Annotated in this window: 15 protein-coding genes; 10 read left to right on the top strand and 5 right to left on the bottom strand. The window is 61.3% G+C overall.

The annotated features are described in order from the left end of the window. Positions 1 to 423 precede the first annotated feature (423 nt). The 4 genes from HMPREF3087_RS04460 to HMPREF3087_RS04475 all read right to left on the bottom strand — a co-directional run bounded on the left by HMPREF3087_RS04460 (position 424) and on the right by HMPREF3087_RS04475 (position 6,621). On the bottom strand, positions 424 to 1,815 hold the full coding sequence (locus HMPREF3087_RS04460; RefSeq protein ID WP_256173036.1) for an amidase: 1,392 nt from the start codon (positions 1,813 to 1,815) through the stop codon (positions 424 to 426). Between the two features lie 124 nt (positions 1,816 to 1,939). Further along, positions 1,940 to 3,460: an amidase gene (locus tag HMPREF3087_RS04465; protein WP_070428224.1), complete on the bottom strand. Its 1,521-nt coding sequence runs from the start codon at positions 3,458 to 3,460 to the stop codon at positions 1,940 to 1,942. Positions 3,461 to 3,622: 162 nt separating this feature from the next. After that, a complete protein-coding gene (locus tag HMPREF3087_RS04470) occupies positions 3,623 to 4,840 on the bottom strand; it encodes an MFS transporter (protein WP_070428225.1) in 1,218 nt (405 codons plus the stop codon). Between the two features lie 62 nt (positions 4,841 to 4,902). Continuing rightward, entirely contained in the window at positions 4,903 to 6,621 is a 1,719-nt protein-coding gene (locus HMPREF3087_RS04475) for a PucR family transcriptional regulator (protein WP_070428226.1), read from the bottom strand. A 219-nt stretch (positions 6,622 to 6,840) separates the two neighbouring features. Here HMPREF3087_RS04475 and HMPREF3087_RS04480 point away from each other — a divergent pair, with 219 nt between their 5' ends. The 10 genes from HMPREF3087_RS04480 to HMPREF3087_RS04525 all read left to right on the top strand — a co-directional run bounded on the left by HMPREF3087_RS04480 (position 6,841) and on the right by HMPREF3087_RS04525 (position 19,901). Continuing rightward, positions 6,841 to 8,181, top strand: a complete 1,341-nt coding sequence (locus tag HMPREF3087_RS04480; protein ID WP_070428227.1) for an aspartate aminotransferase family protein — start codon at positions 6,841 to 6,843, stop codon at positions 8,179 to 8,181. Positions 8,182 to 8,190: 9 nt separating this feature from the next. Then, positions 8,191 to 8,421: a hypothetical protein gene (locus tag HMPREF3087_RS04485; protein ID WP_070428228.1), complete on the top strand. Its 231-nt coding sequence runs from the start codon at positions 8,191 to 8,193 to the stop codon at positions 8,419 to 8,421. Beyond that, positions 8,418 to 10,082, top strand: coding sequence for a sodium/proline symporter (locus HMPREF3087_RS04490; protein ID WP_070428229.1), 1,665 nt, complete (start codon positions 8,418 to 8,420; stop codon positions 10,080 to 10,082). The genes HMPREF3087_RS04485 and HMPREF3087_RS04490 overlap by 4 nt, the downstream gene beginning before the upstream one ends. Then, positions 10,075 to 10,590, top strand: coding sequence for a hypothetical protein (locus tag HMPREF3087_RS10495; protein ID WP_141738868.1), 516 nt, complete (start codon positions 10,075 to 10,077; stop codon positions 10,588 to 10,590). Before HMPREF3087_RS04490 ends, HMPREF3087_RS10495 begins: the two co-directional genes overlap by 8 nt. A gap of 296 nt (positions 10,591 to 10,886) precedes the next feature. Continuing rightward, complete coding sequence (locus tag HMPREF3087_RS04500; RefSeq protein ID WP_070428231.1) at positions 10,887 to 12,338, top strand: DUF3375 domain-containing protein; 1,452 nt, start codon at positions 10,887 to 10,889, stop codon at positions 12,336 to 12,338. A 13-nt stretch (positions 12,339 to 12,351) separates the two neighbouring features. Beyond that, complete coding sequence (locus tag HMPREF3087_RS04505; RefSeq protein ID WP_070428232.1) at positions 12,352 to 12,963, top strand: DUF4194 domain-containing protein; 612 nt, start codon at positions 12,352 to 12,354, stop codon at positions 12,961 to 12,963. After that, the gene (locus HMPREF3087_RS04510) at positions 12,935 to 16,357 is read left to right on the top strand and encodes an ATP-binding protein (protein ID WP_070428233.1); all 3,423 of its coding nucleotides are present in this window, start codon (positions 12,935 to 12,937) and stop codon (positions 16,355 to 16,357) included. Before HMPREF3087_RS04505 ends, HMPREF3087_RS04510 begins: the two co-directional genes overlap by 29 nt. Beyond that, complete coding sequence (locus HMPREF3087_RS04515) at positions 16,354 to 17,526, top strand: Wadjet anti-phage system protein JetD domain-containing protein (RefSeq protein WP_070428234.1); 1,173 nt, start codon at positions 16,354 to 16,356, stop codon at positions 17,524 to 17,526. The genes HMPREF3087_RS04510 and HMPREF3087_RS04515 overlap by 4 nt, the downstream gene beginning before the upstream one ends. A 398-nt stretch (positions 17,527 to 17,924) precedes the next feature. Beyond that, a complete protein-coding gene (locus tag HMPREF3087_RS04520; protein ID WP_070424498.1) occupies positions 17,925 to 18,395 on the top strand; it encodes an Lrp/AsnC family transcriptional regulator in 471 nt (156 codons plus the stop codon). Positions 18,396 to 18,530: 135 nt separating this feature from the next. After that, positions 18,531 to 19,901, top strand: a complete 1,371-nt coding sequence (locus HMPREF3087_RS04525) for an aspartate aminotransferase family protein (RefSeq protein ID WP_070428235.1) — start codon at positions 18,531 to 18,533, stop codon at positions 19,899 to 19,901. 247 nt (positions 19,902 to 20,148) lie between these two features. Here the strand turns inward: HMPREF3087_RS04525 and HMPREF3087_RS04530 are convergent, their stop codons facing one another. After that, positions 20,149 to 21,561 carry an MFS transporter gene (locus HMPREF3087_RS04530; RefSeq protein ID WP_218078849.1) on the bottom strand — a complete coding sequence of 471 codons (1,413 nt, stop codon included), beginning with the start codon at positions 21,559 to 21,561 and terminating at the stop codon, positions 20,149 to 20,151. Positions 21,562 to 21,739 lie beyond the last annotated feature (178 nt).

The raw sequence follows: 21,739 nt of genomic DNA on the forward strand, positions 1-21,739 counted from the left end.
CGGGAGTTTTTGTTGCTAACCGGTGTGCGGCCGCGGAGTTTTGTGGGCAAAGCAGTGGCCGGGTTCCACATGGAACCCGGCCACAGCACACACAGAAAGGAGATATCACCGGGACTTCGAAAGTACTCCGGAAGCATTGGTCCGACTCAGAACACTGCCCATCGTCTTCGATACGCAACATCCGGAGTTTTTCCGATGCACTAGCCACACTATCCGGGAACCGCGGAATCTCAAGGATTCTGCCCAAGCTTTTCGAACGATATGTCGGACACCCGGCGCCGAAAGCGGCCACTTTGCAGATTAGGCGACAAAACAAGGCAAAAACTGCCGGATCGCCTCAATACTCCACCTAGACAGCAGAACCGGGGAGTACCGACGAAGCTAGGAACCCAGCCGAAGCCTCACCGAGGTTTTTCCCCCCCCTCACCCCACAGTGGGCCGCTGCAGATGGAAGTCCGTGGCTTGCTGATAAGCGTGAGCCGCAGCCATGCACTGAGCTTCGGTCCACGGAGCACCAACAAGCTGTGCTCCCAAAGGCGTTCCTCTGCTGGTGAAACCCGTTGGGAAAGTGACTGCGGGGAACCCACACATGTCAATCGGAGCGGTTGGAGTCAAGATTCGCTCCATCAAGGCCGAGCCGGCAGTTGCTCCTGCCATATCTTCGTTCGTTGGCGAGGCCTGGCCGACCGCGGGCAGCAGCAGGAGGTCGATGCCGCTCATGAGGTCGATCATCTTGCCCGTGAAATTTCTGCGACGCTCTTGCAGCCTTGCATAGTCGATCGTGCTGAGTTCCAACCCAATGTCGACCAAGCTCGCCAATTCCGGCCCGTACTCTGATGCTCTGGAAGGGTAGGTGTCCCGGTGTACATCTGCAGTCTCTGCACCACAAAGGGCTGCCCAGTCTGCGCCAGCTGCTGACAGATCCGGCGTTGACACTTCAACCACTGTCCAGCCAAGCTCACGGAACACATCTGCAGTTTCGACCAACATCCGCTGAGTAACATCGTCGAATTGGCTGTTGAGCTTCGAGTCGATGCCCACCGTCCAAGGTCGCGGCGTATCCAACAGCTGTGAATACCGAGGCACAGGACGGCGGGACGCGGTCGGATCATTCTTGTCGCGGCCTGCCAGAACTTCGAGCATGATTGCGCAGTCTTGGGCTGACCGGGCCATGGGGCCAATGTGGTCAAGACTCTGGGCAAGGGGGAAGCATCCGTAGCGGCTGACCCTGCCCCACGTGGGCTTGAGTCCAGTAATTCCGTTAGCGCTTGACGGAAGGCGAATAGACCCACCGGTGTCGGTGCCGATGGACCCAAAGCACATGCCTGCGGCTGGTGCGACACCTGACCCGCTGGACGAAACGCCGGGCCACGTGTTTTCATCCCACGGGTTGACGGGCGTCTGCAGGTCGGGGTGGTGACCCGAGTACGCCCCTTCCGTCATCGCGAGCTTTCCGAGATTCACGGCTCCTGCCTCGCGCAGCTTCACAACGACAGTGGCGTCGAAGTCAGGCACAAACCCGTCATGAATTGCGGTGCCGGCACCTGTTGCAAGGCCTTTTGTGTTTGCCAGGTCCTTGATCCCAACTGGAACGCCGTGAACACCGCTTCGGATACGCCCTTTTCGCCGATCTGCATCGGCAGCCCGCGCCGCTTCAATAGCTCCTTCTGCATCGACGGTGCGATACGACTTCAGCGTTCCGTCTAGCTTGTCGATCCGCTCAAGCTGAGCAGAGGTCACTTCTTCTGAAGTAACTTCGCCCTGTCTGATGAGTTCGGCGATTTCGGACAATTCAAGATAGTGCAGTTCATCCACGTTGATGCTCCTCTGATCCTCAGCAGAAAACTCTTCTGCTGAAGCCGACGATACTGACGTACAGCACGGCCGCATAGAGGGCGTCCGTCTTGCGGACCTGCCCAACCAGCCGAAGCCACCGGCCTCACCCAATCTTGGGCCTGGGAAACGGCATGAGCGCTTCGATAGCAGCGGCGACTCGCAGCACTGTCGCTTCGCGGTAGGGCATGCCGACGATCTGCACACCGGTGGGAACACCTGCCGAGCCGATGCCGCTGGGCACCGACATGGCGGGCATCCGGTTGGCGATGTTGAACGGCACCACCTGGTGTGCTTCCCAGTAGAAGCTGTGCTCGCCGTCGGGCCGGTCGATGCCGGTGGTGAAGTCCTCCCCAGCATCGAGGTCTTCAACAGCCGAAGTCGCCGTGATGAGCACGTCGACCTCATCGAGTGCCGCCAGCAGCTTCTGCTGAATGTCAGATTCGATGAGAGCAGCCTCCAGCAGCGAGGTTTCTTCGGCAAAGCGCGTGGTCCTGCGGACGAACTCCTGCGTGTAGGGCTCGAGAACCGTGATGTCGCCGCCGGCCTGCCGCTCAACGTTGGGCGCCAAAAGTCCACCGTAGTGAGCCATCGAGGCGCGCGTGACGTCCTCAAGCTTCAGCTGAACATCAACGGGCACGACCTGCGCACCCGCCGCCTCCAATGCCTCCGCAACTCGTTCAACACCCAGCCGCGTTGACTCATCCAGCTCATAGCAGCCCAGGTCAGCACTGACCCCGATCCTCCAGCCGCTCAGATCGACGTCGTGTACCTCGGCCCCCGCAGGCACCTCCTGCCCCGAGGTGTAGCTGTACTGCCCGAAGTGATGTTCCACGGGAAACGATCCGCTCACGGGAATCGTCGCCATATCGAGCTCTGACGGCCCCATGATCTGGTTGAAGACCAGCGCGGTGTCCGACACGGTCCGCGCCAGAATGTGGTCGCCGCGGTACCAGTCGATGTTCATGGGCACTGCGCCCGGCGTGCGCCCGTACGAGGTCTTCAGTCCGGGCAGACCGCAGAAAGCTGCGGGAATTCGGGTGGACCCGCCGATGTCACTCGCGGTTGCAAAGGGTGCGAAACCTGCGGCAACTGCCGCACCGGAACCCCCCGAGGAGCCGCCCGGGGTCTTGTTCGGGTTGTACGGGTTGCGGGTGACTCCCCATTCGCGGGTGTGGGTGAACGTTGCGCACGACATTTCCGGCGTGGTGGTTCGCCCAAAGGGAATCGCTCCGGCTTGCTTCAGCCGAGCAACGATTTCGGCGTCCTTTTCGGCAACCCTTCCCTGCAGAGCTTGAGAGCCGCGTGTCGCTGACAGTCCCGCAACGTCGTGCTGTTCTTTGACGAGGAACGGCACACCCAAAAGCGGCCGTTCGGCATCGTGGTGGGACGAACCGATTTCGCAGCAATCGCCGGCACTGTCCTGGTAGTACCTCGTGGCTTCCTCGGCGAGTTCCCGCGCAGATTCCACCTGCAGGTCGACAATCGCGTTGATCCCGGTAGCTTTGTCGAGCTCCTCAATTCGCTCAATCAGATGGTCGAGCACCTCAAGCGGTGTGAACTTTCCTGCGCGGAATCCGCACAGGAGCTCACGAACTGATAGCCAGTGCAGCTGATCGGCAGTCATAGCACTCCTTTGTGATGACCTATGTGTGCGTAGGCAAGCCATTTCGGCTTGGCCCTACCTTAAACCCATACTCGGATGTCCCTATGCGCGTCTGACCCAACCCGCCGAATCCAGGCCACCCGCCAAGGCCGCCGGTCAGCCTCACTGAGCCAAAGCCGCCCGTTACCTCGCCTGCGCGCGTCCGCCGGCCTGCCGCACGACAATCGCCAAAAGGAGCGAGGCGCCGCCGGCTACCGCTGCGAACATGACTGCCGCTGTGATTGTGACGGCGGCACCTCCGGCCCCAGAGGCGGCACCGAAGGCCAGGGGGACGGCGAGTCCCGTAATGCGCTGGGACATGCCCATGGCTCCGAAGTGCGCCCAGGGACGGAACGATCCGATGGCCGACCGGTTGACGTTGAGCACTGAGACGACGATTGTGCTGGCCACGACCGGTCCGCCCAGGGCGATGCTGAGGGCCACCATCCAGGGCTGATTGCTGATGGCCGCCATAACTCCGCCAATACCGGCAATGGCGGTCGTCACAATGAATTCAACGTTGCAGCGCACAAAACCACCGCGGGCAATGAACGCTACAGAAAGAACGGACAGCAATTCGCGCAGCACCAGGCCCACACCGATTGCCGCACCGACCGTGCTTCCGGCGCTGGCTTTTTCCACGGGCAGAACGGATCCGTGAAGCAAGAACATGAGCGGTGTGCTGCAGGAGACCACGAGAGCCAACATGAGCATCGGCGAATGCACTGTCGCTGAAACTGAGGCCGCCATTGCGGCAACCGGGTTCAGGGACGCGCCCTCTTCTGTGCGCACGGGCCGGGGGAATCGGTAGCTCAGCGCCCCGAAGAGCAGACCGAGCCCCACCATGAACCACCACATGATCCACGCGAGGTCCTGAGACAAGACCGCCGAGATGATGAGGGCGGACCCGAGAGCTCCACCTCGTTGGAGGATGACGTTGATCCGCTGACCGTCGGTCTGCCGCGGCCCCAGGAGGTTCGAAAAGTAGGCGATCCCGGGGATGTACAGCAGGCTCGAACAGACCGAGAACATCGTGGCCAATACCAGCCACGCCCATCCGTGGACACCGTCCAGGGCGGCGAACAGCGCAAGAATTGTGACCAGGCCGCCGGCGATTCGGGTGACTCGCCGGTTGCCGATCCTGGCGGACAGTGCAGTGGCGAAGGAATCAAAGGCAATGCCCGCTCCCATGTACAGGGCGAGCGCAATAGGCCTGATGACAGGGTCGGAAATAGACAGCGGGATGGCAGTCATGAGCAGCGTGTGCACCCCGAAGTACAGGGAAATCTGCGTGGAAATCGCCCAGTAACGCCGGCCGCGCCTGCGAAGCTTCGCCCAGTCGATTCTGTGCTGCCGTCCCACGCTTGTCCTTTCTGCTCGCTGTTGCGTTCGCTGCGGGCTGCACCCAGCCGCCCCTACCGCCGTCACGTGCTGCGGCTTCGCTGCCACAGCAGTGCGGTCAGGAGCGCTGCCGCTGATTCTGGGTTATCAAGTGACACTCCCAGTGTCGATGCTATGCGCCCGGCTTTTGCGTAAACGGCCGGCCTGCTGATTCCCAGCTGGCGCGCCACGGCAGCCTTCTGCCCGCCGCACAGCAGGTAGACCCACAGGAACTCAAGATCTTCTGACGAGGCGCCGCTCGCTTCCCGCGGCTTGTTTCCGCGGGTTTCGGGGCTGGTTGGTGTGCTTGTTTTCAGCAGCGGTCCAAGTTCGGCGTGGGCGAATGCGCTCATTCGCGGGTCGTCACTCAGGCTGGCGATCAGCCCGTTGAGCCGCAGATCGGAGAACCTGTAGAACGGCTGACGGCGGATGGACATGCCCGCGGCCACGTGGGCGGCTTCGACCGCGATGGGGATGTCATCGGCAGCGGCAACGAGCGCCTGGCTCAGCTGACCTGCGCCGACCGTGATGGTTTCGGGGATGGCCTTGGTGAGGTCGCGGCACAGTTCAGCGGTGAGGTCGTCCGCCGAACCACCCACACTCGATGGAAGCCCAAGGATTGCGACAACTGTTCCGGTGCGCCACGCGGATGTCACGGCAGTCAGCCCCAAGCGTTCGGCGGCGGCCACGAGTTCCAAACGCAGGCCGCGTTCGCGCAGCTGGTAGTCGGCCGCTTCGTCTTTGGTGACTACCCCGCCGGCTTCCCCGGCTTCGACCCCACCGGCACCGCGGTCGCCGGCAATGCCACCGCCGCACATTTCGACCGCTATTGCCATGAACCCGCCCGGGCCGTGCAGGTCAGCTGCGCGGCCGCGTCTGAGCGCCTGTTCTTCGTTCATGTGCGGAAGTTCTGACACGAAGTGGTCGCTGGCGCGCATCCGCAGGTCGTATGTGGTCTGTGAGTGTGCGCGCACCAGCGTGATGGCTTGGCTTGCCCGCTGCAGGACCTCGGCCGCGTAGGGGTCGTCTTCACGTGCCGAAGGGGCGACCACCCGACCCCACCTGCGGCCTTTGACGCCCACCGGGACTGCCTGGGCAGCCGACGGCGGCCAGTTCTCTGTTGCCGCAAGGGCATCGGCAGGAGCATGAGCGAGGATCCTGTGGGCTGCGTCTTCGAGCACCACCGGGGTGCCCAAACGCCTGGCGGCTTCGCGCACGATCACGCTTTCGTCCGCACCGCTCAGACTCAGTTCGGTAAAGGCCTCGTGGAGTTCGCGGGTGCGTTCGACAATGCTGAGCTGCTGGCCGATGAGCACCCGGTGGGCTTCCTGCGTGATCCGCACAAACCGCACGCGGGATCTGAGCGCTATAACGGGCATACCCGCTCCCCTCCCGGCCTCAGTGAGCACTTCAAGAGAGCGGGGGCTGGCGAGCCCCACCTCGTCAATTGCCTCAACCGCGAACCCCACGGCCCCGGCCCTGCGCGCCTGGTCGAGAAAAGCACGGGTGTGCTCGACGGAGTGTTGGAAGGCCGGCGAGGACGACAGCAGCATCTCGCCACCTTCCAGCAGGTCGGTGACTGCGTCAGTTTCAGCAATGTGGACCCAGCGGATCGGGGTGTCGAGGTGCTCTTCACCTGCGAGAACTACGGGATTGCCGAGTTTCACTTGGGGAAGCTGCAGGAAGTTCCTCACGGTCAGATCGCGCGGGCCGTCGGTTTCCGGAACAGAGCCAGTGTGCTGACCAGCACTGATGTCCTGCATAGACCCCGCCTTTCACTGTGTAAAGAAAGCTTAGGGCTGACTTTACAGAATGGCTCTTGGCGTGGGCGGAGACCTGCGACATACTGACGCGGATAGGACGAACCGCCGCCCTTCCGAACTGCGTTCAACGCCACGTTCAGCACAGCGTCCAGCAAAGCCACTGGATCATCGCTGAATCGGATCGCAGCAGCGAGGGGCACCGTGAGCAAAGGGGCTCTTATGAACATCGACGTCGATGACGCCGCACGCACATACGAACTCGACCGCGCCCACGTTTTCCATTCGTGGTCAGCTCAGGCGCAGATCAACCCGATGACCATCACGCGCGCCGAAGGTTCGCACGTGTGGGACGGCGAGGGGCGGAAATTCCTCGACTTTTCGTCGCAGCTGGTCAACACGAACATCGGACACCAGCACCCCACAGTCATTCAGGCCATTAAGGACCAGGCTGATTCAATTGCGACGATCGCCCCGTCCCACGCCGTCAAGCCGCGCTCTGAGGCTGCCGCGCTCATCACCGGCCTGGCACCAGACGGCATGGACTACGTGTTCTTCACCAACGGCGGCGCGGATGCGAATGAAAACGCTGTCCGTCTGGCGCGACTGCACACGGGACGCCAGAAGGTGCTGTCGGCCTACCGCAGCTTCCACGGTGCCACGAGCCTGGCGGTGAACCTCACGGGCGACCCCCGCCGCATTCCCAATGACACCCCGGGTGAGGGCGTTGTTCACTTCTTCCCGCCGCACACCTACCGTTCGCACTTCGGCACGGACAGCGATCAGGATGAAACCGAACGCGCTCTGCGCCACCTGGAAGACGTCATTGTGCTCGAGGGCGCGCAGAGCATTGCCGCACTCATTCTGGAGACGATTCCCGGAACCGCCGGCATCTACGCTCCGCCGCCGGGCTACCTCGAGGGTGTCCGTGAGCTGACCCGCAAGTACGGGATCATGTACATCGCCGACGAGGTGATGGCCGGCTTCGGTCGTTCCGGTTCGTGGTTCGCTTTTGAGCAGTTCAATGTCGTACCGGACCTCATCACCTTCGCCAAGGGTGTGAACTCCGGATATGTGCCGCTCGGCGGGGTCATCATGTCCAATGAGATCAAGAAGACCTTTGATGACCGCGTTTTCCCCGGTGGCCTCACCTACTCCGGCCACCCGCTGGCGACCGCGGCTGCAGTTGCGACGATCAAGGCCATGCGCGACGAGGAAATGGTGGAAAACGCCGCACGCCTGGGCGATGAAATCATCCGCCCGGCGCTCGTGAAGATGCACGCCAACCACCCGTCGGTCGGTGATGTGCGCGGCCGTGGCTGCTTCTGGGCGATTGAGCTGGTCAAGAACAAGGAAACCCGCGAACCACTGGCACCCTACGGTGCGACGAGCGAGGCGATGAACGCCACGATCGCCAAGATCAAGGAGTACGGTGTTCTTCCGTTCGCTAACTTCAACCGCATTCACGTGGTGCCGCCGCTGAACACATCGGACGAAGACGTTGCGGCGGGCCTGGATGCCATTGACCGTGCCCTCGATGTCGCGGATACGTTCACGGAGTAAGGAGCCACGATGTTCGGACTTCCCACAGCAACGCTGCTCATCATTGTGGGCATCCCCCTGGGATGGATTGCCTACACGCTCATCTTCTTCTTTTCGTCGTCACACTGGGGTGCCGAAGATGCAGAAGAAACCCCAGCCGGCACCAACGATGCCGGTGCGGGGCAGGTGAGCTCCACCTCGTCAGCTCAGGCAGGCCACACACCAGGGGCAGCCGCACCTGAAGAAGGAGGTGCCCTGTGAGCATCGAACTGACATTCCTCCTCATCTACTTTGTCGCCATGATTGCGATCGGCGTGTGGACCATGCGCCGCAGCTCGGTCGGCGAAGAGGGCTTCCTGCTGGGTGGGCGCAGTCTGGGTCCGGCGGTCACGGCTCTGAGGCTGCAGTCGTCATCGATGTCGGGCTACATGTTCCTCGGCGCGGGATCGCTTGGCTACACGCAGGGCTACTTCGGCATGTGGTACGCGATGGGTGACATCGGCGGTGGTGTGCTCAACCTGTCGATTCTGGGCAGGCGCATGCGCAAACTGTCGCAGATCCTCGGTTCGCTGACCTCGATTGAGTATTTGGAGCACCGCTACCCGTCGGCGTGGACGCGGGCAGTGGCCGCACCAATCGCGCTGGCGTGCATGTTCCTGTACGTGCTGACCCAGTTCATTGCCGGTGGGCGCGGGCTGGAAATGGTCACCGGCATTGACTTCAAGTGGTCGCTGCTCATTGCGATCAGCGTGATTGTTCTCTACACGTTCCTGGGCGGATACCTGGCTGTTGCGTATTCGGACTTCGCGCAGGCGATCATCATGCTGATCGGCATGCTGTGGATTCTCATTGCCACGCTCATGGCGGTTGGCGGCCTGACCGCGGGCAACAACGCTGTTGCCGAGATCAACCCGAACCTGCTGACCATGTGGGGTCCTGACGGTTTTGAGTCTGTCCAATGGGGTGTGATCATCGGTGCGCTGCTGATCTTCTCGATTGGCTACATGGGCTACCCGCACGTCAACGTCAGCCACATGGCGATGAAAAAGCCGTCGGTTGCGCGCACTGCGGCGCTGTACTCCACGGGCTTCAACCTGCTGTTCGTGCCGGCCCCGTACCTTGTTGGTGTTATGGCGCTGGTGCTGCTTCCGAACCTGTCGGATCCGGAGCTGGCCGTGTTCGGAATTGCCGAGGCGGTGCTGCCGAACTTCGCTGTCGGCATCGTGATGGCTGCGATCATGGCGGCGATTATGTCGACGGCGGATGCGCTTCTGCTGCAGAGCGGCACGATCGCGTCGCACGACATCTTTGAGCGGTTCATCAGCCGCAGCGGTACGCAGCGCCAGGCGGTGTGGGTTTCGCGCATTACGGTGCTGGTGCTTGCTGTGATCGGTTTTGTTGTTGCCGTGACGGGTGCGCCCGGTGTGGCTGACCTGGTCATCTTCGCCACCACGATCCTTGGAACGTCGTTTGTTCCCGCGTATGTTGCCGCCGTGTGGTGGAAGAAGGCGAACACCGCCGGAGCGATTTCGTCGATGATCGTCGGCGCTGTTGTTCCCGTTGTGTGGCAGCTGGGTGGTCTGACGGAGAAGACGTCGATCGACCCGATGGCAACAGTTGTTGTCTCCGCACTGACGCTTGTTGTGGTGTCACTTGCCACGCAGAAGGCCAACCCCGTGCCGGAGCACATTGTCGACGCCCTGAACGAAACTGCGAAGGTTGGGCCGATTCCGGCTCGGCTGGCCATGGGGCAGAACCCCGGTCTTGCCACGCAGGTTCCTGTGGAGGATGAGGGTGATGCTGGTGACGCCGCGGCGGGCGGTGCTGGCTCGGCGGGTGCCGCGGGCGGTGCTGGTTCGGCGGGTGCCGCGGGCGGTCAGGTGACGGAAGCTGACGAGGTGGAAGGCACCTCGCGTGACTGACCCGAACCAGGTGACGGGGTCAGCTGGGCTGCGTGCAGTCCGGCTGACCCCGTCGGTTTCGGCCCCTGAGGCCGAGGAGGTTGTTCGCCGCAGATTGGGCGGCGGGCAGGCATCCGCGCGGCCGGTGCATCACCCGTTTTGGCATGTGCGGATTACTGCCCATCGCAAACGTGGTCGGTTGGGTGTTGTTGATGTGTTTGTTGATGCAATGGGTGGTTCGTCCTTCATCACGCACGTGCCCACTGACGGTGAAGAAGTTCCAGCTGAAGGTCCGCTCGCTGAACCTGCCCCCGAGTCTGTTGCGAAGTCGGCCCGCAACTTGGCGGGAGCTGCGCTGCGCAAACGCTACAAGCTGGGCGCCATGTTCGATGTTGAAACCAGCCAGCCGCGTGGTGTGTTGAAGCCGAACTGGATCGTGACCGGCCAGGGCCGAGGTATTTCTGCCCGCATGATTGTTGACGGCTTCGATGGCTCCCATTGGGTCATCGAGGCAAAGAAGACGAGCTGATCGTTTTTCGCGCGCAGTCGTTTTCGCGCAGTCGTTTTCACGCTCAGTCGGGCACGGGAGGTCGTTGCGGCTCTCCCCACCTCGGCGGCTTCCGGGCAACCCAGACTCACGCTTTAATGCAGATTTGCGCGCTAATGCGCCGCATTAAAGCGTGAGTCTGCATTTCCGCGTGAGAACGGACCCGTGAAGGCAGGAGACCGAGGCGGGCCGCGTGAGAACGGACCGGTGACGCCCCAAAAGTAGCCGCCACCTCATCCCTGTTATCCCCCTTATTTCCCGGCTAACCTTGGAGCATCATGGATGCCGAACAGATCGACCGGCTGCGCCGTCTAAACCCCGCGTGGAAGCTGCTGCGCGCTCAAAACGCGCCCTTGATTTTGTCGTTTTTGGGCCGGTATTTCATCGAGGAAAACCACGGCGCGACGGCCGCCAGCACACTTACGGGTGCGCTGGATGACGAGCTCTACGGGCTGAATGACCAGGCCGTCAGCCTTGGCGAACCTGCGCCGTACCCCAAGGACCCTACGGATTATTTAGAAGATTGGGCGGCGGACGATTCTGGTTGGCTGCGCAGGTTCTACCCGGTGGATTCTGACGAGCTTCACTACGACGCCACGCCTGCGCTGGAGAAGGCGTATTCGTGGGTGCTCGGCCTGCAGGTGCGCCCATTTGTGGCCACCGAGTCGCGGCTGCAGACGATTGTAGAACTGCTGCGGCAGATCTCGATGGGTTCGGAAGAAGATCCTGAGGAACGTATTGCGGAACTCAAGCGACGCCGCGATTCAATTGATCGCGAGATTCGCCAGATTGAACAGGACCCGCAGTTTGGCATGCTCGATGGCACCAGGCTGAGGGATCGGTATCAGCAGTTCACGTCCACCGCCAGGGAACTGTTGGCGGATTTTCGGCAGGTGGAGGAAAACTTCCGGTCGTTGGATCGGAGTGCTCGAGAGAAGATCGCCACGTGGCAGGGCAGCCGCGGCGAACTGTTGGATGAACTTGTGTCGACCAGGGCCAATATCGATGGTTCGGATCAGGGACGCAGCTTCCAGGCATTTTATGACCTCCTGTTGTCGGAGGCCAGACAGGAAGAACTGTCGCAGCTGCTTGGCCGCGTGTCGGAACTTGCTCAGATACAGACAGACAGCCGGTTGCGCACTATCCACCACGACTGGGCGGATGCCGCTGAGCGCACTCAGCAGACGGTGCGCCAGATATCTGAACAGTTCCGCAGGTTCCTGGATGACCAAATCTGGGTGGAAAACCGCAGAGTTCTGGAACTGGTAAAAGACATCGAGCGCCATGCCGTCGATGTTCGTGCGCAAGCGCCGAAGAAGGACTCTCCCGTCGGCATCGAAGTCGACGTCCCGGGCGTTGATGTGGCGCTGCCGTTGGAACGCCCTCTGTATGACGTGCGTCCAACCACCGAGGTCGACAGCCTTCTGCAGCCCAGCGAGGCCGAAGACCTCGACACCACCGCGCTTACATCACAGGTCTTTGTTGACCAGACGAAACTCTTAAGCCAGCTGGCCGCGATCATCCCACAGGGCGAATCGGCGCTGCTGGACGACATTGTGCAGATGTACCCGATAGAACAGGGCGTGAGCGAACTCATCGGCTATCTGTCCCTGCCGGCTGAGGATGTTCAGGTGGATATCAACGACGATGTCGAATCGACCATCGAAGCCAAGGATGACGAACTCACGTACCAGGTGCGGCTTGCTCAGATTAAGGTAACCAGATCTTGAGGACACTACAGCCATGAGAACTCCCGAGGAAACAGCGGCGGCGCGCAGCATCATCGCCCTGATGCGCGGTGTGGTGTACCAGGAAACTGCAGAAGACGTCTGGCGTGACCTTCTTAAGAACCCCGCCCCGGTGCGCGATCATTTCAACACCATCGGCCTGGATGTTGTGGTGGATGAAAACGAGGGCTACGCCTATCTGCGCATGCAGGAAGAACGGGAGGGCGAAGAACCACTCCCCCGTTTGATCACACGCCGCAAACTTCCCTACAACGACTCCCTGCTGCTGGTGTTGCTGCGCAGACGCTTGGTGGAATTCGAATCCCACGGCGATCAGGGCCGCCTGGCGGTGGATCGGGATGACATCGTTGATTCGCTCCGGGTCTTTCTAGCTGACTCTTCTGACGAAGCCCGGATCATCAACAACATCGACCAGAGCATAGGCAGGATCGAGAAGCTCGGTTTTCTGCGCAAATTGCGCGGTGAAAACGATGTGTGGGAAGTCCGCCGAATTCTGAAAGCCTATGTCGATGCGCAGACGCTGTCTGATTTTGCGCAGAAGCTGGACGAATATAAGTCCGTACTGAACCAGGGTGGCAATGAGCGAAGGTCTGTTCTCCACAGTTGAAGTTGAGGCGACGGGCAAACCGGGCTACAGACTTGAACGGATTGAACTGTACAACTGGGGTACGTTCGACAACCACGTCAGCTACTTGTGCCCGAATGGCGAAACGGCGCTGCTGACAGGTGATATCGGCAGTGGAAAGTCGACGATTGTCGATGCTGTGAGCACCTTGCTGTTGCCTTCGCACACGATTGAATACAACAAGGCCGCAGGTGCCGGTAGGCGTGAGCGTAGTTTGCGCAGCTACGTTGAGGGCCACTACAAATCTGAGCGCGACGAACAAACCGGCACATCCCGCCCGGTGGCTCTGCGCGGCCACAATGCCTATTCGGTGATTCTGGGGACCTTCACCAACGAGGGATACGGCGAAACTGTGACCCTGGCCCAGGTGTTCCAGCAGCGCGATTCAACGGGCCAGCCGTGGCGACGGTTCTTCTCAGCACCCAAGCGGCTGACCATCCTGGATGACTTTTCAGGCTTCGGCACCGATATCAACGACCTGCTGCGCAAGCTGCGGAAGAAGGACGTCGCTGTTGACGACACCTTCCCGAACTACGCCCGCCGCATGCGCAGGCTTCTGGGTATCCGGTCAGAACAGGCCATGGACTTGTTCCAGCAGACGGTGTCAATGAAGGCCGTGGGGGATCTCAACGAGTTTGTGCGCACTCACATGCTCGAACCCACCGATGCTGGTGGTCGGATCAGGCAGATCATCGACCACTTCGATGATCTTGAAAATGCCTACCAGGCCGTGCAGCGAGCCCAGGAACAGTTGGAGCTGCTTACCCCTCTGGTAGAAAACGCGGATAAGTACGAGGCCGTGATTGCCAAGAAGGACAATCTGGCCAAGCAGCGTGATGCTGTGGCTATGTTCTTTTCCGACATACGCGCGACGCTGCGAACTGCCAGTATCGAGCAGCTGGAAACTGATCTCACTACCGTCAACCAGCAGTTGGTGGCAAAGCGTGAAACCCGTGACAAGCTGTCTGCGGAACGTGACGATCTCATCGCGGCGCGGGCCTCGGCCGGCGGTGAGCGCCTGGAGACCCTGAGGCACAAGGCTGCGTCTGCGCGTGAACAGCAAGAACAGCGCCACGCTCGAAACCAGCGCCTGCAGGTGAAACTGCAGGATGCAGGCTTGGCTGAGGTTAAAACGCGGGCTGATTTCAACCAGATGCCCGGCAAGGCTCAAGAACAACTGGCGGTGCTGGAGCCAAAGGCCACCGAACTTGATAAGAATCGTTCGGCCATCGAAGCCGAAAAGCTGCTGCTCACCCGGCAGGAACGCGAAACCAAACGCGAACTGGACAGTCTGGCCGCCCGCCGGAACAACCTGCCCAGCAACCTGCTGGATATCCGTGAACAGCTCAGTGCGGCCACTGGAATTGCTGAAGACGAGCTCCCCTTCGCGGGTGAGCTTCTGGATGTTGCCGAGGAGTTCGAAGAATGGCGAGGCGCCGCTGAACGCGTGCTTAGAAACTTCGCCTTGTCGATGTTGGTTCCGCAGGCACACTACGCCGCGGTTGCCGAATGGGTGAACAGAACCCGGCTGCAGACCACGGGTCGCGGTGGCCGCACCACGGGTGTGCGTCTGGTGTATGAACGTGTACCGGATCGGCACGTGCCGCTGCAGCGCAAACCTTCGGCTGGGCTGCGACTGGCAGACACGATCGAAATCGAGGATTCACCCTTCCGCGCCTACTTGAAGAGCGAGGTAGAGTCCCGCGCTGACCACCTGTGTGCGGACACCGTTGAGGAATTTCGCGGTGCGCAGCGCGCGGTCACGCGTGAGGGCCAAGTGCGTTCGCGTGACCGCCACGAAAAAGACGACCGGCGTCGTGTGGACGATCCACGCGGTTGGGTCTTGGGCCGGGTCAGTGAGCGCAAACAAGAAGCTCTGCTCCGTGAAATCCAAGAACAGTACCAGCGTCAGTCGAAGCTGAATGAGGATCGGGAACAGCTTGCGGCCAGGCAGACAGAAGTCCAGGCTCAGTCCGAAGCCCTGCGTGCGGTTCTGGACTTTGACTCATGGGATGAAGTCGATTGGGAATCAGCTCGCGCCCGTGTACAAGCTGCTGAAGCTGAGATTGAGCGCCTGGAGAGCGGCTCCTCGGAGCTGGCGGAGATCACCCGCAGCTTTGAGTCCGTAGAACAGCAGATTAAGGAAAACGAGAACGCGCTAGATAATGTTGCCCGGAAGGCAACGACCCTCGAAGTGCGCTTAGGACAGGAACGTTCAGCGCTGGAACGTGACCGTGAAATCCTCGCGGCAGGCACTTTCGAAAAAGCCCAAGAATCCTTCGAGGACCTCCAGGCCCGGGTGCCTAAGCGCATCGCGTCCGTTGAACAGGCAGACGAACTCCAAGCCTCGACAGTCAGTGCGATTGCGAAGGAGATCGAATCGGCGCAGGAGAAGATCAACGGCCACACCACAACGCTGCTGACGCAGATGGGCAATGTGCGCGAACAGTTCCCTGCAGAAACCACGGAAATGGATGCCAGCGTGCACGCGCGCAATGCCTATCGCGAATTCCACTCACGAGTGAAAAATGACGACCTCCCGAGGTTCAAAACTGAGTTTAAGGAGCAGCTGAACACCAACGCGATTCGCGAAATTGCAGGTTTTTCCAGTTGGCTCCGCCGGCAGGCGGATGAAATCGACGTGCGAATCGGCAAGATCAACGAAGCCCTGTCAGCTGTGGACTTCAATGAGGGCCGCTACATTCGTCTGGAAAAGTCCGCCACCATCAACCAGGATGTGCGCAAGTTCCGCAGTGATCTGCGTGATGTTACCGCCGAAGTCAGTGACAACGACGATTCGTCCCTGTACTCCGAGCAGCGTTTCCAGGATGTGCGGGCGATCATCGAGCGATTCAAGGGCCGCGAGGGGCACACAGACGCCGACAAGACATGGACGGCTCGTGTTACCGACGTGCGCAATTGGTTTACGTTCTCAGCTTCGGAGCGTGATCGTGAAACTGATGAGGAATGGGAGCACTTCCGCGATTCTGACGGCAAGTCCGGCGGGCAGAAGGAAAAGCTGGCGTACACGATCCTCGCCGCTTCGCTTGCCTACCAATTTGACCTGAAATGGGGTGCGGCGAAATCGAAGGACTTCCGCTTTGCCGTGATTGATGAGGCTTTTGGCCGCGGTTCCGATTCCTCGACCCGCTACGCCTTGGACCTGTTCCGCAAACTGGGCCTGCAGCTGCTGATTGTCACGCCGTTGCAGAAGGTCCACATCATCGCCCCGTACGTCAAGAGCATCGGCTTCGTCGACAACGTGGGCGGCAATAATTCTCGCCTGCTGACCATGACCATCGAGCAGTACTACAACAACATGGCCGACTCGGGCGGCTCGAAACCCGGAGGTTCGAAGCCCGGGGGATCGGTGTGAGTCGAGTCCGCGCTTGGAAATCCCCGCAAGACATCCGCACTGCGGTGCAGCGCCGCTGGAAAGACGGGTCGCTGCTGCGCGCCTACGCCCAGGGTGAGGAATTCCCGGTGATCACGGTGCCCCTGGGCGGGCCGACCTCCGCTGAGCTCGCCTCCCGCTGGGACGAATGGCGCGCCTGGTCTTCTGACCTTTCCCACGATTCGCGAGGTGGGGCTCACTACGACCTCGAACTCAAGTCTGTTGGGGGTCGGGGTGCGGTAGGTGCGAACTCGGTCCCTCACCGGGCCGTGATCAGTCGGTTCGATCAGGCTTGGAAGCTTCTTTCGGTCGGCCGGGATGTTGCCGCCTTTGATGAGTTGTTGTCGGTGACGAAAAAGCGGCAGTTGGAGGCTCCCTGGCACTGGGTTTTGCGCCGACCACTGGAGGCGCTGCGGTTGGCAGCGGAGTGGCCGCAGGTGTTGGCGGCCTACGAGTGGTTGGATGCAGCGCGGGGTTCAGGCCGCTATTTGCGGCAGGTGGATGCGGCCGGGGTCGATACGAAGTTCGTGGAGTCCAACCGGCGACCGTTGGCGGAAATGCTCGGGGTGGCTGCTGCGAAGGGCAAGTTCGAGCAGGCGTTGGGTTTGGCGACAAAGCCTGCGTATGTGCGCATGCGGGTGGACCCTGCGCGTTCGCCGGTGCCCGGCGTGGATGAGTTCACGCTGCGGGCGGATCAGTTGCCGGAGTTTGGTTTCGTACCGGACATCGTCCTGATTGTGGAGAACGAAATTACGTTCCTCACGGTTCCTGTGCCCGCCGATGGGGCCGTAGTGTGGGGCAAGGGTTTTGAGAGTCAGCGCAGCCAAACACTCGCATTTTTTGCGGGATCGGATGTGTTGTATTGGGGCGATGTGGATACACACGGGTTCAGCATTCTGCACGGGGTGCGGACACAACTGCCGCAAGCTGAATCAGTGTTGATGGATGAAGACACCCTGGAAGCGCACCGTAAATTGTGGGGTTCTGAACCTGCGCCGACGAATGCGTATTTGGAGAATTTGACCCCAACGGAGCGAGCGCTGTACGACGATTTGGTGTCGGATCGACTGGGCCGCAATGTGCGCTTGGAACAGGAACGCATCAACTGGGCGTGGGCGTTGCAACGGCTCGACTACCGCTGGGCACAGTAGGGGCTGGAGCGGGGTTCTGGAGGTCAGACTCACGCTTTAATGCAGACCAGCACCCCTCCGCCAGCCGCACGCTCACAAGGCCCGACCCGGCACCTCGGCGGCTTCCGGGCAGTGCAGACTCACGCTTTAATGCAGATTTGCGCTGTAATGCGCTGCATTAAAGCGTGACTCTGCATTACCGCGTGAGAACGGGCCCGTGAAGGGACGAGGTGGAGGTTGGGTGGGCCCGTGAAGGGACGAGGTGGAGGTCGGGTGGGCCTGCAGGCCGTGGTGGCCGCATAAAGCTCACGCACCACCAGCAGCACACTGCACAACGAAATCCGAATCTAAACACGCCTAGACAACTAATTCCGTCGCCTGATACGCTGAAACAACGATTTACGACGGAAAGGCTGAGTATGGCTGCTGAAGACGCAGTTTCGGATGCTGAACTCGACAGCAAGTCGAAGGCAATCATCGAAGCCCTGCAGCAGGACGGCCGACGCAGCTACGCCGAAATCGGCCGTGAGGTCGGGCTTTCAGAAGCCGCTGTCCGCCAGCGCGCGGCGAAGCTCACCGCGGCGGGAGTCATGCAGATCGTCGCCGTGACCTCACCCATGCAGCTTGGGTTCAACCGCCAGGCCATGATCGGTGTGCGAGTCAACAGTGACATCACCGGCACAGCCGAAGCACTCAGCAAACTCCCCCAGGTCAACTACACCGTCGTCACCGCCGGCGTCTACGACATCCTCATCGAAGTCGTGTGCGCCGATGACGACGAACTGATGGAAACCCTCCAACAGCTGCGCTCATTCGAAACCGTCGAATCAACCGACACGATGATGTACCTCAAACTCTGGGACCAGAAGTACAACTGGGGCACCCGCTAGCGCCTAGAACCAGCTAACACCAGGAACCGACCGGGGCCAAACGGCACCTCGCCCCACCCAAACAACACCCACAAAACCCGAAGCAGACACCTCGTCAGCGAACCCGCTGACCGAGGCAAGAAAGCAAGGATTCCAATGTCGAACATCGACCTTCAAGCAGGCCTGCGCGATCACCTGTGGATGCACATGGCCAGCCACGACCACCTGTTCACCGGCGGCCGTACTCCCGTCATCACCCACGGCGAAGGCCACCACGTGTGGGACGACAAGGGGCACAAGCTCATTGACGGCCTGGCCGGCCTGTTCACCGTCCAGGTTGGCTATGGGCGCGAAGAACTCGCCCAGGCCGCCTACGACCAGACGAAAAAGCTTGGCTTCTTCCCCCTGTGGTCCTATGCGCACGAACCGGCCATTGAACTGGCCACCCGCCTGGCCGCCTACGCACCGGGTGATCTGAACAGGGTGTTCTTCACCTCGGGTGGTGGTGACTCTGTTGAGTCCGCACTGAAGCTCGCCAAGAACTACTTCCGCCTGACCGGCAAGCCGGGCAAGCACAAGATCATTTCGCGTGCGACCGCCTACCACGGCACCCCGCACGGTGCCCTGAGCGTCACCTCGCTGCCGGACCTGCGCAACCAGTTCGCACCGCTCGTACCCGGTGCGCACAAGGTGCCGAACACCAACTTCTACCGCGCAGACGACCGCTTTTCAGGCGACGAAAAGGCCTTCGGCCGTTGGGCTGCCGACCGCATTGAAGAGGTCATCGAATTCGAAGGCGCAGACTCCGTCGCCGCGGTGTTCCTCGAACCGGTGCAGAACTCCGGCGGTTGCTTCCCGCCACCACCGGGCTACTTCGAGCGCGTGCGCGAAATCTGCGACGAACACGACGTTCTGCTGGTCTCAGACGAAACGATCTGTGCATTCGGCCGCATCGGCTCAATGTTCGCCTGCAACGACTTCGACTACGTGCCGGACATCATCACCACCGCCAAGGGCATCACCTCCGGCTACGCCCCACTGGGCGCGATGATCGCCTCGGACCGCCTGTTCGACCCCTTCGGCAAGGGCGGGGAGACCTTCTACCACGGCTACACCTTCGGCGGTCACCCCGTTTCCTGCGCTGTTGCACTGGCCAACCTTGACGTCATGGAAAAGGACGGCCTGAACGACCGCGTGGCATCGAACTCGCTGGCTTTCCGCAACACCCTGGAAAAGCTGACGGACCTGCCGATCGTCGGCGACGTCCGAGGTGAGGGCTACTTCTTCGGCATCGAACTGGTCAGGGACAAGGCCACCAAGGAAACGTTTACAGAAGAAGAGTGCGAGCGCGTACTCAACGGCTTCGTGTCACCGGCGCTGTACGAACGTGGCCTCTACTGCCGAGCTGACGACCGCGGCGAACCCGTCATCCAACTGGCTCCCCCGCTGACCTGCGGACCGGAGGACTTCGAAGAAATGGAGCAGATCATCCGCTCCGTCCTCGTCGACGCAGCCGAGAAGCTGTAAGGGGAACGGGGACGAGGTGCCGCAACCGGCACCTCGGCAACCGGCACCTGGGCGGGGGTCGGGAACTTGGTAACCGGCACCTCGGCAGCCTTTGGCCGACCCCAACCAACCCAGACTCACGCTTTAATGCAGCCTTACGCGCAAATGCGCCGCATTAAAGCGTGAGTCTGCATTACCGCGTGAGAACGCGCCAGAAAACGGACCAGCGAACGGACGAGGTGGAGGCCGGCCACCCGGCCCAGGCCCGCTACGCCTTCACCTCGTCTTTGGGCTTGGCCGTGGCAATAAAGACAGCAGCGATCAACTGTGCTGCGGCCATGTAAAGGGCTACGGGCACCCAGCTGCCGGTGGCGGCGTACAGGCTGGTTGAGATCAGCGGTGCCGGTGCGGACGAGATCAGCCCGCACAGCTGGTAGCTGATCGATGCGCCGGTGTAGCGGACGCGGGGCTCGAACAGCTCGGCGATGAAGCCCGAGGATGTCGCGTACACGAACGAGTGTCCGATGGGGAACGCCAGCACCATCGCGACGTAGGCGGCCCAGGTTTGGCCGGTCATCATGAGTCCGAAGATCGGAACCGAGACTGCCGCGGTGACGATCGAGCCGATGATGAGCATCTTCTTCTTGCCGTGCTGGTCAGCGAAGATGGCGACCAGCGGAATGGCGATGATGTCGAGCAGCGAACCAAACGCAATGGCCAGCAGCACGGTGCCGCGGCTCATGTCGGTTTCGGCCGGCGCTAGGGCCAGCAGGTACACGGTGACCAGGTAGAACAGGGTGTTCGATCCGACCAGCGTGAAAATGCCGACGAGCAGCGAGTGCTTGTGGTCGCGAAACATTTCGAGGGCGGGGACGACGGCGTGCGATTCGTCCTCGTGCATTTTCTGCATGTCCGGGGAGTCTTCGAGCTTCAGGCGGATGATGAAGCCGACCAGCACCAGCAGGGCGGACACGAGGAACGGGATGCGCCAACCCCAGCTGAGGAACTGCTCTTCGGGCATCATCTGCACCAGGAAGAACGCGCCGGAGCTCAGCAGCGAACCGGCGGGCACACCGGCTTGCGGCCATGAACCATAGAAGGCCCGCTTGTGCCTGGGCGCGTGTTCAACGGCCATGAGGACGGCACCACCCCATTCGCCGCCAACACCGAAGCCCTGGATCAGACGCAGGATCACCAGCAGGATGGGCGCGGCAACGCCGATCGTGGTGTAGCCGGGCAGCAACCCGATGGCGACCGTGGCACCGCCCATCATGAGCAACGACAACACGAGCATCTGCTTGCGCCCGATCCTGTCACCGAAGTGCCCGAACACCAGACCACCCACGGGCCGGGCGATAAAGGCCACCGCGAAGGTCGCAAGGGCGCTCATCTGGCTGGCCACCGGGCTGAGGCTGGGGAAGAACTGGTCGTTGAGCACCAGCACCGCCGCGGTGCCGAAGAGGAAATAGTCGTACCATTCGATCGCCGTGCCGAGGAAGCTGGCAAAGGCAACTTTGGCTGGGTTTTCCGGGGTTTTCGCAGCTGACGAGGTGCCTGTTGGGTTACCGGGCTGGGCACCGGCTGGGTTACCGTCGGGGCCGGCGGCGGGGTTGCCAGCGGCGGGGTTGCCAGCGGCGGGGTTGAGCTTATCGCTCATCGTTGAGCCTCTCTGTGTGTCCATGTGTGCACCAGGATGGGCTGAAAATGGTATTTCACCTGGTGAAAGTGGCCGCAGTCACGCTACCGCATGTGCGCTGAAACACAAGAATCGACCCAACTTGTGGGATGCGGCATCGGCGCTCCAGGCACCTCGGCGGCCTCCGACCACCCCAGATTCACGCTTTAATGCAACCTCACGC

It is taken from the genome of Brevibacterium sp. HMSC22B09 (genome assembly GCF_001806795.1).
In the GTDB taxonomy this organism is placed as follows: Bacteria; Actinomycetota; Actinomycetes; order Actinomycetales; family Brevibacteriaceae; genus Brevibacterium; species Brevibacterium ravenspurgense.